Origin of the sequence: Kitasatospora sp. NPDC056531, assembly GCF_042794375.1 — a bacterium.
In the GTDB taxonomy this organism is placed as follows: Bacteria; Actinomycetota; Actinomycetes; order Streptomycetales; family Streptomycetaceae; genus Kitasatospora.
Map to the genome: position 1 here is coordinate 82,361 of NZ_JBHTTU010000031.1, position 15,603 is coordinate 97,963.

Consider the following 15,603-nt stretch of genomic DNA (forward strand, 5'->3'; position numbering starts at 1 on the left):
GGATGCCATGCAGCCCGCATCCACCCCACTGACCGTCCCATACGTCCCCCCGCTGCCCGCCCCCGTCCGCCCCGACCCGGTCCGCGACCGCTGGGCGGCGCCGATGCGCCTCGCCATCGCCGAGGCCGCCCTGGCGCCGTCCACCGGTGACGTCCCGGTCGGGGCGCTCGTCCTGGGACCGGACGGCGAGGTGCTCGGGCGCGGCCACAACGAGCGCGAGGCGGTCGGCGACCCGACCGCGCACGCCGAGGTGGTCGCGATCCGGCAGGCGGCGGAGAAGATCGGGGAGTGGCGGCTGAGCGGCTGCACCCTGGTCGTCACACTGGAGCCCTGCACGATGTGCGCCGGCGCCATCGTGCTGTCCCGGATCGACCGGGTGGTCTACGGTGCCCTCGACGAGAAGGCCGGCGCGGCCGGCTCGCTCTTCGACGTGATGCGCGACCGCCGGCTCAACCACCGCCCCGAGGTGATCTGGGGCGTCCTCGCCGAGGAGTGCGGCGAGCAGCTGCGCGCCTTCTTCGACACCCACCGCTGAGCTTCGACACCGACCGCCGAGCCCTCGGCCACGGTCCCGCCGACAACGGATTTCGTGACCGCGCCACCCGTCCGGTAGAGTTCCCCTCGGTAGCGTGTCCGAGCGGCCAAAGGAGCACGCCTCGAAAGCGTGTGTGGGGGCAACTCCACCGTGGGTTCGAATCCCACCGCTACCGCTGGAAAGCCCGAGGGCCCGTCCGATCCGGACGGGCCCTCGGCGTTTCCGCGCACCCTCGGACGCGGAAACGGCTCCGCACTCCGGGCTGATGACCACCATTGCCCGGCCCGTACGGAGCCTGGAGGGGGGAGCGGCTCGGGGGGACTGACCGCTCCCCCGGCGGAGTCCCACAACCGGTGCCGCGTCGGGGGGAAGCCGCGGCGCCCGGTCCCACAGCGGGGAGCTCCGGATCCACGCACCGGGGGATTCCTGCCAGATCCCCGGTACGCCATCCATCCTGCCGCCCCGGTCCCGTCCGGGCACCCGGAGAAAGGCCCCAGTGCCGGGGACCTTCGTCCCGTCGGACGAACGCGTCGCACACTTGATAGCCCGTCCGGTGGATAAGCTGCCCTGCAGGGCCGCTCGGGGACCCGAATGGCGGCGGCCCATCGCAGGGAGGAAGGTCACGATGGCGCAGGCGAAGAAGATCGGCATGGTCCTCCTGCTCATCTTCGTGCTCTACTCGATCATCACCTCACCGGCCCGCTCCGCCGAACTCGTCCAGCTCGGCTTCGAGGGCATCTCGAACGCGGCCAAGGCCGTCGGCACCTTCATGACCGGCCTGATCAAGTAGCGGTCGACTCGACAGCCGGACGGCCCGCGACCGGCCCGGGTACACCGGCTACGGTGGGCGGGACCCTCTACCCCCGTCCGCGAGGAGCGGCAATCGTGATCCGGCACCTGGTCCTGTTCAAGCTCAACGAAGGCGTCACCAAGGACGAAGAGCGCGTGCTCGCCGGCGCCAAGGCGTTCGCCGAGCTCGGCTCGCTGATCCCCGAGCTCCGCGAGTGGGAGTGCGGCTGGAACACCACCGAGCGGGACATCGCGTACGACTACGCGATCAACAGCCTGGTCGAGGACCGCGAGTCCCTCCAGGCCTACCTGACCCACCCGGCCCACCAGGCCGCGGCGGGCCAGTGGCGCGAGTTCGCCACCTGGGTGATCGCCGACATCGAGGTCTGATCCCCACCGGGCCGTCCCCCGGACGGCCCGCGCCGCCCCGCCCGGCCTCCGGGCGGGGCGTTCTGCTCCGTCCGGGAACGACCCTTGCCGCGCTTCGGCGACGGGAGCGGTGGAGGCTGGGCGCCCCACCAACACACCTCCGTCGGGTGCTTGCCCGACCTGCGCCCACCTTGTGATGCTATGACCGGTTTTGCCGGACATGGCGAGGTGGTGAACCAGCCGCGACACCCGATCCGCAGGGCCCGCCGTTGTCGACTTTGGGAGGGGTGACGTGTCCGTGGACGAGGTGCTGGCTGCGATCATCAGCCCGGCCGGCGAGCTCCGCCCGGACGGGCTGCGCGGCGCCGGCGGCCGGCCGGCCGTGGACGTACGGACGCTGACCCGGGTGCTGTTCGAGCGGCTCGCCGAGCTGCCGCCGGACGCCCCCGAGCGGGAGCGGGTCCGGGCCGCCCTGATCGAGGTGAACATCCCGCTGGTCCGCTACGCGGCCACCCGCTTCCGCAGCCGCAGCGAGCCGATGGAGGACGTCGTCCAGGTCGGCACCATCGGCCTGATCAACGCGATCGACCGCTTCGACCCGGAGCGCGGCGTCCAGTTCCCCACCTACGCGCTGCCGACCATCCTCGGCGAGATCAAGCGCTACTTCCGGGACAACGTCCGCACCATGCACGTTCCGCGCCGACTCCAGGAGCTGTGGGTCCAGGTCAGCAGTGCCATGGAGGAACTGACGGTGCTGAACGGGCGGGCCCCCAAGGTGCCCGAGATCGCCGCCAGCCTGCGGATCCCCGAGGAGGACGTCCGGGCCTGCCTGGACGCCGGACGGGCCTACAACGCGGCGTCCCTGGAGGCCGCGCAGGAGCACGAGGGCGGGCTCGCCCTGCTGGACCGGCTCGGCTACGAGGACTCCGCGCTCGCCGAGGTCGAGCACCGCGACATGGTCCGCCACCTGCTGGTCCAACTCCCCGAACGGGAGCGGCGGATCGTGATGCTGCGGTTCTTCGCCAACCTCACCCAGTCACAGATCAGCACCGAGCTGGGGATGTCCCAGATGCACGTCTCCCGGTTGCTCTCGCGGATCCTGACCAGGCTTCGCACCGGCAACTCCTGGGAAGAGTGAGATTGCAGCGCGTTACCCCGGCGTGACATCTTGCGACGTTCGGGTTTGCCGTGGATCGTGTTCCGGTATGCAGGGGGTTGGGCCCTCGCCGGGAACCTCCGTGCGACGGCCCCCGTTCAACTGTCAGTCACAAGGGGGTGGGTGCATGTCCGGAGAGCTGGGCACTGCGGAGATCCACGCTGGTCAGGCCGAAGGCACCGTGGTTGCCGAGGACCGGATCCCGCACCAGCGGGCCACGTCCCTCGAAAGGCCCGCCGCCGAGACGCCCGGCCCCGGGGCTCCGCCCGAGACGCCGCCCGGCTCCGGGCTGGACACCCGGACGCTCTCCCGCTCACTGTTCCTGCGGCTGGCCGCCCTGGAACCGGGCAGCGCGGAGCACACCTACGTCCGCGACACCCTGATCGAGCTCAACCTGCCGCTGGTCCGGTACGCCTCGGCGCGCTTCCGCAGCCGCAACGAGCCGATGGAGGACATCGTCCAGGTCGGCACCATCGGCCTGATCAAGGCGATCGACCGCTTCGACCCGGAGCGCGGGGTGGAGTTCCCCACCTTCGCGATGCCGACCGTCGTCGGCGAGATCAAGCGCTTCTTCCGGGACACCAGTTGGTCGGTCCGGGTGCCGCGGCGGCTCCAGGAGCTGCGGCTGGCGCTCACCAAGGCCGGGGACGAGCTGTCCCAGCGGCTGGACCGCTCCCCCACCGTCGCCGAGCTGGCCACCTGCCTGGGCGTCAGCGAGGAGGACGTGGTCGAGGGCCTCGCGGTGGGCAACGCGTACACCGCGAGCTCGCTGGACTCCAGCCCCGGCGAGGAGGACAGCGAGGGGCCGCTGGCCGAGCGGCTCGGCTACGAGGACCTCGCACTGGAGGGCGTGGAGTACCGGGAGTCGCTCAAGCCGCTGCTGGCCAAGCTGCCGCCGCGCGAACGCCGGATCATCATGCTGCGCTTCTTCGGCAACCTCACCCAGTCGCAGATCGGCGAGGAGATCGGGATCTCCCAGATGCACGTCTCCCGGCTGCTCACCAGGACGCTCACCCAGCTCCGCGCGGGGCTGATCAGCGAGGGCTGACCCCTCGCCGACTCAACCGCCGCCGCCGTCCAGCAGGTTGGTCCGCAGCCCGGTCAGCACGTCCTCGTCCAGCCCGAGCCCCTCCCGCCAGAACGCGTCGAAGCCGCTCCAGCCGGCCTCGACCTCCGCGAAGGCCGCGTCCAGGTAGGCGCGGTCGGCCCGGAAGACCGGCAGGAGGAGCTCGGGCTCGCGCATCAGGCCGCGGCTGCCGAAGTCGTCCAGCACCCTCGTCACCACCGGGGCGGAACGCTCGTTGGTGAGCAGGTAGTCGGCGAGCACGGTCTCGCGGTCCACGCCCAGGGCGGTCAGCACCAGCGCGGCGGCCCAGCCGGTGCGGTCCTTGCCGGCCGAGCAGTGGAACAGCAGCGGTACCCCGTCCGGCGCGGCCAGCAGCCGCAGCAGGTCGGCGAAGCGCTCCCGGGCCTGCGCGTCGGTGACGAACCAGCGGTAGAGGCCGGTCATCATCGCGGGCGCCCGGCCGCCGCCGAGCAGGGCGCGCTGCTTGCGCGCGCTGCGGTCGGACAGGGCGCTGCGCAGCGTCAGGTGGATGTCGAAGTCCGTTGCCAGCAGCGGAAGATGGTGCAGGGTCACGCTGCCCGGAAGGCGGTCCGGGCCGGCCTCGCGAATCTCCTCGGCGCTGCGCAGGTCCACCACCCGGCGCAGGCCGAGCGCGCCCAGCGGTCCGAGGTCCTCGGCGGTGACGTGGTTCAGGCCATCACTGCGCAGGGCCACTCCGCCGCGGACCGCCCGCCCGTCGGCCGTCCGATAGCCGCCCAGATCCCGGGCGTTGACCGCGCCGCTCAGGCCGAGACTGCGCCCGACCAGCACCGCTGCGTCCGGCTCCGGGAGCGCATTCCGCGCGTCTCCGATTCGCTCTGACTCGATCTGCCGATCGGTCACCCGCGCGCCTCCATTGCATATTCAGACTGTCACATGGCACAGCGGTGCCAGATATTGCATGAACCTGCCCGTCAGACCGGCGAGATGTGCAAGAGTGCCATGCGCTACGACGACAGTGTAGGTCCCCTGCGGAAGCACCTGAGCCGCACACTCGGTAACCAGCTGTAGCACTCGGCTTCCGTTTTTTCATTTTCAATTCATTATTTGCGCGGGCGGTCCGGCTACGGTCACAATCAGCGCCTCCATGGCTTCGCCATGAACGTTGGTAACAGGTTCGCTGCACTCTCGCCCAATTGGTCCCTCGCACAGTCGACCCTCGACCAGGATGGGCGCCGGGCAGCCTGCTGCCCGCGAACAGCTACACGGGCGGGCGAGCGCAGAGCAGCGCTGCGCCGGCCCCAAGGGGAGGATCAACCATGGGTCGAGCGACCCGAAGAGTTGCCGCTTGCGCAGCGGCAGTTCTGCTGGCCAGCGGCCTGCAGACCACCCTGGCCCACGGCGACACCACGCCGCCCAGGATCGACCTCACCGTCCTGGTCATCGACGACGGGGGTCCGTCCGTCGCGGCGATCACCGCCGAACTGAAGAGCCAGGGGACGCCGTACAAGGTCGTCAGCCTCAATGACCCCAACCGCCCCGTCATCAACTCGGCTTTCCTGAGCGACACGCTGAACGGGCAGCCGCGGGGGAAGTACCAGGGCATCGTGCTGCCCAACGAAAACCCCTTCCCCAACAGCGCCGCCGAGATGACGGCGATCGCGACCTACGAAGCCGCTTTCAACGTGCGGCAGATTGACGCGTACACCTGGGCCAGCCCGGCCGTCGGTCTGAACTACGCGCAGAATCCCGGTTTCGTCGGCACCCTCGACGGATTCCAGGCCGCCACCACCACGGCCGGAACTTCGGGCCCGTTCGGGTACCTCAAGGGCAGCGTGCCGTTCGAGGACAACGACCCGAACGTCAGCGAGAGCTACGGCTACCTGGCGACCCCGCTCGCCAATCTGCCGTCCGGCGCCTCCTTCGTCCCGCTGGTCGACGCGCAGATTCCCAACTCGACCACCCGCGGTTCGCTGGTCGGTGAGTACACCCACGACGGCCGCAAGGAACTGGTCGTCACCTTCGTCTACAACCAGTACCAGCAGCAGTTCCGGTTGCTGGCCCGCGGCATGGTCGACTGGATCACCCAGGGCGTCCACCTCGGCTACGACCGCAACTACTTCGCCACCCACGTGGACGACGTGTTCCTGGCCGACGACCGCTGGTCCACCACGCTGAAGTGCACCCCCGGTGACGTGACCTGCCCGCCCGGCACCCCGGGCACGACCAACCCGATCCGGATGACCCCGGACGACGCCAACTACCTCAAGCAGTGGGAGGCCGCCAACAACTTCACGCTGGACATGGTGTTCAACGGCGGCGGCAGCGAGGACTGGAAGGCCGACAACAACACCACGGTCGACCCGACGGCGAACCAGATGATCGCCGACCAGAACAGCTACCGCTGGGTCAACCACACCTACACCCACCCGTACCTGGGCTGCGTCCAGGACGTCAGCGTGGTGCCGTGGCGCTGCACCAAGGACGCCTCGGGCAACACCGTCTGGGTCGACCAGAACACCATCAACACCCAGATCAAGAACAACTTCGACTGGGCCACCAAGAACGGCCTGAACGTCGACCCGCAGGTCCTCGTCACCGGCGAGCACTCCGGTCTGCTGACCGCCCCGCAGGAGACCAGCGACAACCCGAACCTGGCGCCGGCGCTCGCCGCCAACGGCATCAAGTTCACCGGTAGCGACGCCTCCCGCGAGCCCGCCCAGCGGGCCGTCGGCACGTCCACGCTGACCGTGCCGCGGTACCCGATGAACGTCTTCTACAACGCCGGCTCGGCGCAGGAGGAGGCCGACGAGTACAACTGGATCTACACCAGCAAGGCCAACGGCGGCAGCGGCGTCTGCGAGAACAACGCCAACTCCACCTGCCTGCCCAAGCCGCTGGACACCACCACCGGCTACCAGTCGTACATCGTGCCGCTGGAGGCCCGGATCGACCTCGGCCACGTGCTGAGCAACGACCCGCGGCCGCACTTCGTGCACCAGTCGAACCTGTCCGAGGGCCGCATCCTGTACCCGGTGCTGGAGAAGATCCTCGGCACCTACCGCGGGCTGTACGCCGACAACGCCCCGATCGTGAACCTCGGTGAGCGCGAGATCGGCCAGGAGTTCCAGAAGCGCGCGGCCTGGAACAACGCCGTCGCCGCAGGCCAGGTCACCGCGTACAAGATCGGCAACAGCGTCACCGTCAGCGCGCCGGCCGGTGTTCAGGTCCAGGCCACCATGCCGACCGGAACTACTCAGAAGCTGGCCATCGGTTCGACCGCCTTCGGTTCGGCCTATGCCGGTACGCTCTCCGGCTGGGTGTCCCCGGGCGCCCTGCAGAGCAGCGTCGCCCTGCAGCTCCCCTCCGGCAGCGCGCCGGCCGCCCCGGCCGCCGTCGCGCCGAGCGTTGCGGCCAAGTCCGTCCCGGCCCCGGCCCCGGCGGACAAGAAGGTCGTGCCGCAGGGTGTCGCCACCCCGGTCCCGGTGGGCCCGAGCGACACCACCCGCAAGCCCGCGAAGTCCCTCGTCCCCGGCAGCGGAACCCCGGTGCCCGGCAAGGGAGTCGTGAGCAGCAACACCGGCCAGGGCGACCAGTCCGGCAAGGCCTCTGGGGGGACGGCCTCGCACGGCAGCACCACCGGGCGCCCCGGCAACCGGTAACCCGTACCACCCGCTGACGGGGTCGGGCCGGACTCCCGGCCCGACCCCGCCACGGCGCCCGCTCCGGCCACCCAGCCCGGACAACCGACGCAAGAACAGGAGGGGGGACAGGAGATGCGCGTCACCCTGCTCACCGAGGGGACGTATCCGCACCAGCACGGCGGCGTGAGCGTCTGGTGCGACCAGCTCGTTCAAGGCATGCCGGACGTCGACTTCGACGTCATCGCCGTCACCGGCACCGGCCAGGAGGCACTGGCCTGGGAACTGCCGGCCAACGTACGGTCGGTCACCACCGCACCGCTGTGGGGCCCGGCCGCGGAGGCGGGTCCGCCGCGCGGCAAGGAGATGCGGCGCTTCCTCAACGCGTACGAGCGCTTCCTGCACTCCATCCTCGACCCGGTCTACACCACCCACTTCGGCACCGAGCTGTACGGCTTCGCCGACCTCGCCCGGCGCGGGCTGCTCAGCCCGGCGCTGCGCAGCGAGCGCGCCCTGCGCACCCTCCAGCACGTGTGGACCCGCGACTACCTGCCCACCGCCGTCTCCCGGCCGACCCTGCACGACGCGCTGAACGCCACCGACCTGCTGGAGCACGCCCTGCGGCCGCTCTCCGTCGACCCGCCCACCGACGGCGTCGCCCACGCGGCCAGCGGCGGCCTGGCCACCCTTCCCGGGCTGATCGCCGCCCAGCAGTACGGCGTACCGTTCCTGCTCACCGAGCACGGCATCTACCTGCGCGAGCGCTACCTCGGCTACCGCACCGGCCCCTACCGCTGGCCGGTCAAGGCGCTGCTGCTCGGCTTCTACCGGATGCTCGCCGAGGAGAGCTACCGACAGGCCGCGCTGGTCACCCCCGGCAACCGGTACAACCGGCGCTGGGAGGAGCGCGGCGGCACGCCGTCCGCCCACATCCGCACCGTCTACAACGGGGTGGACCCGGCCGCCTTCCCGCCGGCCGGGCCCGAGCCCGAGACGCCGACCCTCAGCTGGGCCGGCCGGGTCGACCCGATCAAGGACCTGGAGACGCTGATCCGGGCCTTCGCCATCGTCCACCGTGAGATCCCCGAGGCGCGGCTGCGGCTCTTCGGGGGCACTCCCAAGGGCGGCGAGGCGTACCGGGACGGCTGCATAGCCCTGGCCGCCGAGCTCGGCATCGCCGACTCGGTGGCCTTCGAGGGCCGCGTCGCCGACATCACCGACGCGTACGCGGCGGGCAACGTGGTCATGCTCTCCAGCATCAGCGAGGGCTTCCCGTTCACCCTGATCGAGGCGATGTCCTGCGGCCGCGCGACCGTCTCGACCGACGTCGGCGGCGTGCGCGAGGCCGTCGGCGACACCGGCCTGGTCGTCCCGCCGCGCGAGCCCGAGCCGATGGCGGCCGCCGCGATCGAGCTGCTGCGCGACCCCGAACGGCGCGCCCGGCTCGGCGAGGGGGCCCGGCTGCGGGTCATCGAGCAGTTCACGCTCCGCCAGAACATCGACGGCTTCCGGGGCATCTACACCGAGCTCCTCGGCACCTCCCGCTGGATGCCCGGCGGCGTGGTGGCCGTCACCGACGAAGTCCCCAGCCCCGACTGGAACGAGCAGTTGGCCGCCGCCCGGCCCCAGCCGAGCGAGGTGGGCGCATGAGCGAGCGAAGCGAGCGAACGATCGAAGGGTGCGTGTACCGCGAAGCGGCCGCCGAGCGCAGCGAGGTGGGCGCATGAGTGGTCCGATCAGGCTCGTTCCCGACGAGGGCGGAGCCGAGCGGACGATGCAGCTGCGCACCCTGCCGCTGAAGCTCCGCCGCCCCGCCCCGCCCGTCGAGCCCAAGCCCACGGAGCAGCTCGGCCTCTCCGCCGACCCGCTGGACGAACTCGCCGAGCGCCTGCGGGACATCTGCGCCGACGCCGTCCACCCGTACGAGATCGCGGCCATCCTGGAGTCCGACGGACTGTCCGACGAGCAGGCCGCCCTGCTCTACGGCCGCCCCGACGCGTTCACCGTCGCCGAGGAGCTGTTCGAGAAGGTCGAGCGCCGCTACCCCGGCCCGAGCTCCGAGTTCGCCAACCCCTGGCGGGCCGACCCCTGGCGCTGCGTGGTGCGCGGCCTGGTGTTCGCCCTGCCCGGGCTCGGCTACCTGCTCGGCGCCAACCTGTTCGCGACCGCCCGGATGCGCTTCGGCCTGCCCTCGGGCATGCTCGCGCTGTCCATCGCCACCCTGGTCAGCTGGGGCTTCAACCAGGCGCTGGCGCACCGCGCGTACCGCTGGCTGGGCCGGCTGCGCCGCCGGGAGGCCGCGGTCTGCCTGGCCGTCGGCGCACCGGTCGGCGCGCTGCTCGCCTCAGCGGCGGCGTACGTGGTCGGCGGGCCGCTCGGCGCGCTGTGGTTCGCCGCCGGGCAGTCCTGCTACCTGGGCGCGGCCACCGCGCTGCTGGTGCTCGGCCGGGAGAAGTTCCTGCTGCTGGCGCTGGCACCGGCCTCGGTCGGCGCGGGCGTGGTGCTGGCAGTCGACGTCCCGCAGGTGGTCCGTACGGTGGTGCTGCTCGCCTCGGTGGCGCTGGCGGTCGGACTGGCCGTCCGCGAGCTGCTGGTCGCCGCGCGCGGCGGCGAACAGGACGGCGTGGAGCTGAAGCTGGCGATCAGCCAGGAGGTCCCGCACCTGCTGTTCGGCCTGGCCTGCGGCGCGCTGACGCTGATCGCCGGCCTCGGCGAGACCATCCACCAGGCCGTGCACGCCGCCTCCCACGTCGTGCACACCCCGGCGCACCTCGTGCACGCCCGTCCGGCACACGAGGTGCGGACCACCCCGACCGGCCCGGCCATGATCGCGCTGACGCTCAGTCTCGGCCTGGCCGAGTGGCTGCTGTTCCGCTACCGGGCGATGGCCGTGGCCGCGCTGCGCACCAGCCACACCACCGGGCAGTTCACCCGCCGCACCGGCGGGATCCTGCTCGGCTGCCTGTTCATCTACCTCACCACCGTGGCCGCGCTGGACGCCGCCGCGACCGTGCTGTGGCCGGGCGCCCCCTCGCTCGGCGTGCCGCAGCTCGGCGCGATGCTGCTCCTGGGCGGCTCGCTCTGGCTGGCGCTGCTGCTGAACGCCTTCGGGTTCAGCTGGAGCACCGCCCTCATCTGTCTGGCCGCCGCGGTCGCCGAGAGCGCCGGGCTGCTGACCGGTGCGGACCCGATCGTCCTGCAGCTGATCGGCTGCGGGACGGCCGCACTCGTCCTCACCGCCATCGCCGGGCCCGCGCTCGGCCGCACCACCCAACACCGCTGAAAAGTCCGCCTCAGCCGAGGCACCACCGGCCGACCACCACAGAGCGTCGCGCCGTCCCCGTACATCGAGAAAGCGAATCCCGCATGAGCAGCGTCGCGGTTACCGGAGCCGAGGGCTTCATCGGCTCCCACCTCGTCGAGACCCTGGTCGCCGACGGGCACCACGTCCGCGCGATGGTCCAGTACAACTCCTTCTCCTCCTTCGGCTGGCTGGAGACCCTCTCCGAGGAGGTGCTGGACTCGGTCGAGATCATCCTCGGCGACGTCCGGGACCCGGGCTCGGTCAACGGCCTGGTCAAGGGCACCGAGGCGGTCTACCACCTGGCCGCCCTGATCGCGATCCCGTACTCCTACCGCGCCCCCCACTCGTACGTGGACACCAACGTCACCGGCACCTTGAACGTGCTGGAGGCGGTGCGCCACCTGGAGATCCCGCGCCTGGTGCACACCTCCACCAGCGAGACCTACGGCACCGCGCAGACCGTGCCGATCACCGAGGACCACCCGATCAACACCCAGTCCCCGTACGCCGCCTCCAAGGCCGGCGGGGACCGGCTGGCCGACAGCTACCACGCCAGCTTCGAGACCCCGGTCGTCACCCTGCGCCCGTTCAACACCTTCGGCCCGCGCCAGTCGATGCGCGCCGTCATCCCCACCGTGATCGCCCAGGTCGCGGCCGGCCAGACCGAGATCACCCTCGGCGACCTGCGCCCGACCCGCGACTTCATGTTCGTCAAGGACACCGCCAACGCCTTCCGCACGGTCGGCACCGCGCCCGCCGAGACCGTGGTCGGCCGGACCTTCAACGCCGGCACCGGCGGCGAGATCTCGGTCGGCGACCTGGTCACCCTGGTCGGCAAGCTGATGGGCGTGGACCTGGTGGTGAAGGAGGACGAGCAGCGCATCCGTCCGACCAACTCCGAGGTCATGCGCCTGGTCGCGGACGCCACCCGGCTGCGCGAGGCCACCGGCTGGGCGCCGCAGTTCACGCTGGAGCAGGGCCTGGAGCAGACCATCGAGTTCTTCCGCGACCCGGCCAACCTGGCCCGCTACAAGACCGACATCTACAACGTCTGACCCGCCTTAAACGATCATGCTCGTCCTGGTAACCGGGATTCGTGTCCTACACATCCTTTCCGTGGGGGAAACACCATGCACGCAGTGATCCTGGCCGGCGGTAAGGGCGTCCGTCTCCGCCCGTACACCACCGCGCTTCCCAAGCCGCTCGTCCCGATCGGCGACCAGCACGCGATCCTGGAGATCGTGATGCGCCAGCTCGCCGCCGCGGGCTTCAAGACCGTCACCCTGGCCATCGGCCACCTCGGCCACATCATCCGCGCGTACGTCGGCAACGGCTCCCAGTGGGGCCTGCGGGTCGGCTACGCCGTCGAGGACAGCCCGCTCGGCACCATGGGCCCGCTGCTCACCATGCAGGACCGCCTGCCCGAGCACTTCCTGGTGATGAACGGCGACATCCTCACCGACCTGGACTTCGCCGGGGTGCTCAAGCACCACGAGGCGTCCGGCGCCCCGCTGACCATCGCCACCTACGCCCGCCAGGTGAAGATCGACTTCGGTGTGCTGACCACCGACTCCGGCACCATCACCGGCTTCCAGGAGAAGCCGAGCATCGACTACCGCGTCTCGATGGGCGTGTACGGCGTCTCGCGCTCGGCGCTCGCCAAATACACCCCCGGCCTGCCGCTGGGCTTCGACGAGCTGGTGCTCGACCTGCTGGCCGCCGACACCCCGCCGGCCTCCTACGACTTCGGCGGCTACTGGCTGGACATCGGCCGTCCGGACGACTACGACCGGGCCAACGCCGAGTTCGCCGGCATCCGCCCGGTGCTGATGCCCTTCGAGTCGACCGGCATCGCGCCGGGCGTCGCGGAGCTGCCGATCCCGGCCGCCCGTACCGCCGCGGACGACACGGTCGAGGAGCCCGCCGCCACGGGCGCCGAGAGCGACGGACGCGCCGCGTGAGGATTCTGCTGCTCGGCGGCGACGGCTTCCTCGGCCGTCACGCCTCCGCCGTCCTGCGGTCGCTGCCCCGGGCCACCGTGCTGACCGCGGGCCGGCGGCCCGCCCACGACCTCCGGCTGGACCTGGGCACCGCCCAGGCCGGCCCGCTCGGCGAGGAACTGGCCGCGCTGGCCCCCGACGTGGTGGTCAACTTCGCCGGCGCGGTGGCCGGCAGCGCGGTCAAGCTGGCCGAGGTGAACGCCCGCGGCCCGGCGGTGCTCTGCGAGGCGCTTTCCCTGGGCGCCTCGAAGGCCCGCCTGGTGCACATCGGCTCGGCCGGCGAGTACGGCGTCTGCGCCGAGGGCAGCTCGCTGTCCGAGGAGGCCGACGCCCGCCCGGTCGGCGTGTACGGCGCGACCAAGCTGGCCGGCTCCCTCGCGGTGGCCGGCTCGCCGCTGGACGCGGTGGTGCTGCGGGTGTTCAACCCGGTCGGCCCGGGCGCCCCGGCGGGCTCGCTGCCCGGCCGGCTGGCGGCCGAGCTGCGCCGGGTGGCTCCCGAGGGCGCCGACGCCGTGGTCACGGTCGGGGACCTCTCCGCCTACCGCGACTTCGTCGACGCCCGGGACATCGCCGAGGCGGTCGGCCTGGCGGTCACCGCCGACCGCCCGCTCCCCCGGGTGCTCAACCTCGCGTCCGGGCGGGCCCGTCAGGTCCGGGCGATCGCCGACGGACTGGTCGCGGCGGCCGGCTTCACCGGCCGGATCGACGAGAGCGGCGCCGGCTCCGAGCGCTCGGCCGCGGTCTCCTGGCAGCAGGCCGACGTGTCGGCCGCCGCCCGGGAGCTCGGCTGGCACCCGGAGACGGACCTCGCCGACACCCTGCGCGACCTGTGGCTCAGCACCGCCGAGCACCCCCCGACCCCGGTGGTCGCATGACCGGGATCACCCCCGACGGCCGCCTGCTGGTGCCGCTGTACGTCCACCCCGCGGTGGACCCGGCGGCCTGGCGGGCGGTCGCCGCCGCCGACCCCGCCCGGATCGCCGCCGTGGTGCTCAACCTCGCGGACGGTCCGGGCGAGGTGCCGGACAACGTCTTCGCCGAGGCCGCCGAGGAACTCCGCGCGGCCGGCCTGCCGTTGGTCGGCTACACCGACACCGACTACGGCCGCAGGCCGCACGCGGCCGTGGTCGCCGACATCCTGACGTACCGCCAGCGGCACGGCATCACCGGCGTGTACCTCGACCAGGTCGCCACCCACCCGGGCGCGCTGTCGCACTACCGGCGACTGGCCACGGCCGCCCGGGCGGCCGGCTGCGGCACCGTGGTGTTCGGCCACGGCGAGCACCCGGACCCGGGCTACGCCGAGGTCGGCCTGGCCGACCTGCTGGTCACCTTCGAGGGCGACTGGGACACCTACCGCACCATGACACTGCCGCTGTGGACCGGCCGCCACGCGGCTTCCCGCTTCTGCCACCTGGTCTACGACGTCCCGGCCGACGCCGCCCTGGACGCCTCCGCGCTGATCGCCGCCCGGCGCGCGGGCGTCGGCTGCGCCGTACCCGGCGCCGGCGAGAACCCCTGGCGCACCCTGCCGTACGGTCTGACCGCCGCTGAACTGACCTGACCCGATCCGGAGTTCGACTACCGTGAACCGCCGTACCCGGCTCCTGCCGGCCGCCCTGGCCCTCGCCACCGCCACCGCCCTGCTGGTCAGCTCGTGCAGCAGCTCCGGTTCGGAGGACGACCAGGACTCTGCCGACGGCAGCCCGAGCAACTCTCCCGCGGCCACCGCGCCGAGCACCCCCGGCACCCCGTCCGCCACGGACACCCCAAGCACCCCCGGCGCCACCGGTGGGACCACGGCCCCGGGCACGCCCGGGGCCACCACCGCTCCCGCCACCCCGCCGGGGAGCAGCACCCCGCCCGGCACCACCGCCCCGGCCCCGGCCGGGGCCCGCTGGCAGCCCGCCCCGGGCCTGGCCTGGCAGTGGCAGCTCGGTGGCACCGTGGACCAGTCGGTGGACGTCCCGGTCTACGACATCGACGGCTTCGAGAACGACGCCTCGGTGGTGGCCGCGCTGCACGCCAAGGGCCGCAAGGTGATCTGCTACATCAACGCCGGGTCCTGGGAGGACTTCCGCCCCGACTCCAACACCTTCGCCAAGGCCCTGCAGGGCTCGGACACCGGCTGGAAGGGCGAGAAGTGGTTCGACATCCGCAAGCTCGACCAGCTGAAGCCGCTGATGGCGGCCCGTTTCGACATGTGCAGGAGCAAGGGCTTCGACGCCATCGAGCCGGACACCATCGAGGCCTACAACCAGAACAGCGGCTTCCCGCTGACCCCCGACGACCAGCTCGCGTACAACCGCATGCTGGCCCAGCTCGCGCACGAGCGCGGCCTGGCCATCGGCCTGAAGAACGACCTGGACCAGATCCCCGCGCTGCTGCCGGACTTCGACTTCGCGGTCAACGAGGAGTGTTCGCAGTTCGACGAGTGCGACCGCGTCTCGCCCTTCATCAAGGCGGGCAAGGCGGTGTTCCACGTCGAGTACAAGATCGACACGGACCAGTTCTGCGCCAAGACCAAGGCACTGGGCTTCAGTTCGATGCAGAAGAAGCTCGACCTCAACGCCTGGCGCAAGCCCTGCTAGGGCCTGAGCTTCCCGTCGCGGGGGGGGGGGGGGGGGGGGGGGGAGGGAGGGGGGGGGGGGGGGAGGGGGGGAGGGGGGGGGGGGGGGGGGGGGGGGGACGGGGACGGGTCGCGGTTCGTCGTCGCAAGCACCAACGGCACTGGATCGCGCACCGGGATGTTCACCCCGCAGAT

The 15,603-nt window shown here is 71.8% G+C and carries 13 protein-coding genes, 1 tRNA gene and 1 pseudogene; 14 read left to right on the forward strand and 1 reads right to left on the reverse strand.

Going from position 1 to position 15,603, the window contains the following annotated elements; genetic code table 11:
- Positions 1 to 7 precede the first annotated feature (7 nt).
- The 6 genes from tadA to ACFQ87_RS24700 all read left to right on the forward strand — a co-directional run bounded on the left by tadA (position 8) and on the right by ACFQ87_RS24700 (position 3,897).
- Positions 8 to 535 carry a tRNA adenosine(34) deaminase TadA gene (tadA, locus tag ACFQ87_RS24675; RefSeq protein WP_380612965.1) on the forward strand — a complete coding sequence of 176 codons (528 nt, stop codon included), beginning with the start codon at positions 8 to 10 and terminating at the stop codon, positions 533 to 535.
- An 88-nt stretch (positions 536 to 623) separates the two neighbouring features.
- Positions 624 to 710, forward strand: a tRNA-Ser gene (locus ACFQ87_RS24680).
- A 450-nt stretch (positions 711 to 1,160) separates the two neighbouring features.
- A complete protein-coding gene (locus ACFQ87_RS24685; protein WP_167344920.1) occupies positions 1,161 to 1,325 on the forward strand; it encodes a hypothetical protein in 165 nt (54 codons plus the stop codon).
- Positions 1,326 to 1,420: 95 nt separating this feature from the next.
- Positions 1,421 to 1,714: a Dabb family protein gene (locus tag ACFQ87_RS24690; protein ID WP_380612966.1), complete on the forward strand. Its 294-nt coding sequence runs from the start codon at positions 1,421 to 1,423 to the stop codon at positions 1,712 to 1,714.
- 277 nt (positions 1,715 to 1,991) lie between these two features.
- Positions 1,992 to 2,831 carry a SigB/SigF/SigG family RNA polymerase sigma factor gene (locus ACFQ87_RS24695; protein WP_380612981.1) on the forward strand — a complete coding sequence of 280 codons (840 nt, stop codon included), beginning with the start codon at positions 1,992 to 1,994 and terminating at the stop codon, positions 2,829 to 2,831.
- A gap of 145 nt (positions 2,832 to 2,976) precedes the next feature.
- Entirely contained in the window at positions 2,977 to 3,897 is a 921-nt protein-coding gene (locus ACFQ87_RS24700; RefSeq protein ID WP_380612967.1) for an RNA polymerase sigma factor SigF, read from the forward strand.
- Positions 3,898 to 3,909: 12 nt separating this feature from the next.
- Here ACFQ87_RS24700 and ACFQ87_RS24705 read toward each other — a convergent pair whose 3' ends face one another.
- The gene (locus tag ACFQ87_RS24705; RefSeq protein ID WP_380612968.1) at positions 3,910 to 4,797 is read right to left on the reverse strand and encodes a tyrosine-protein phosphatase; all 888 of its coding nucleotides are present in this window, start codon (positions 4,795 to 4,797) and stop codon (positions 3,910 to 3,912) included.
- A gap of 416 nt (positions 4,798 to 5,213) precedes the next feature.
- On the opposite strand from ACFQ87_RS24705, the gene ACFQ87_RS24710 reads away from it, so the two are divergent.
- The 8 genes and pseudogenes from ACFQ87_RS24710 to ACFQ87_RS24745 all read left to right on the forward strand — a co-directional run bounded on the left by ACFQ87_RS24710 (position 5,214) and on the right by ACFQ87_RS24745 (position 15,430).
- On the forward strand, positions 5,214 to 7,556 hold the full coding sequence (locus tag ACFQ87_RS24710) for a hypothetical protein (RefSeq protein ID WP_380612969.1): 2,343 nt from the start codon (positions 5,214 to 5,216) through the stop codon (positions 7,554 to 7,556).
- Between the two features lie 114 nt (positions 7,557 to 7,670).
- Positions 7,671 to 9,185: a GT4 family glycosyltransferase PelF gene (pelF, locus tag ACFQ87_RS24715; RefSeq protein WP_380612970.1), complete on the forward strand. Its 1,515-nt coding sequence runs from the start codon at positions 7,671 to 7,673 to the stop codon at positions 9,183 to 9,185.
- A gap of 73 nt (positions 9,186 to 9,258) precedes the next feature.
- The gene (locus ACFQ87_RS24720; RefSeq protein WP_380612971.1) at positions 9,259 to 10,818 is read left to right on the forward strand and encodes a hypothetical protein; all 1,560 of its coding nucleotides are present in this window, start codon (positions 9,259 to 9,261) and stop codon (positions 10,816 to 10,818) included.
- 83 nt (positions 10,819 to 10,901) lie between these two features.
- Positions 10,902 to 11,894, forward strand: coding sequence for an SDR family NAD(P)-dependent oxidoreductase (locus tag ACFQ87_RS24725; protein ID WP_380612972.1), 993 nt, complete (start codon positions 10,902 to 10,904; stop codon positions 11,892 to 11,894).
- 75 nt (positions 11,895 to 11,969) lie between these two features.
- Positions 11,970 to 12,671, forward strand: a pseudogene (locus tag ACFQ87_RS24730) (NDP-sugar synthase); the annotation flags it as partial.
- A 125-nt stretch (positions 12,672 to 12,796) separates the two neighbouring features.
- The gene (locus ACFQ87_RS24735) at positions 12,797 to 13,714 is read left to right on the forward strand and encodes an NAD-dependent epimerase/dehydratase family protein (RefSeq protein WP_380612973.1); all 918 of its coding nucleotides are present in this window, start codon (positions 12,797 to 12,799) and stop codon (positions 13,712 to 13,714) included.
- Positions 13,711 to 14,403 carry a spherulation-specific family 4 protein gene (locus ACFQ87_RS24740; protein ID WP_380612974.1) on the forward strand — a complete coding sequence of 231 codons (693 nt, stop codon included), beginning with the start codon at positions 13,711 to 13,713 and terminating at the stop codon, positions 14,401 to 14,403. Before ACFQ87_RS24735 ends, ACFQ87_RS24740 begins: the two co-directional genes overlap by 4 nt.
- Before the next feature lie 22 nt (positions 14,404 to 14,425).
- Positions 14,426 to 15,430 carry an endo alpha-1,4 polygalactosaminidase gene (locus ACFQ87_RS24745; protein ID WP_380612975.1) on the forward strand — a complete coding sequence of 335 codons (1,005 nt, stop codon included), beginning with the start codon at positions 14,426 to 14,428 and terminating at the stop codon, positions 15,428 to 15,430.
- Positions 15,431 to 15,603 lie beyond the last annotated feature (173 nt).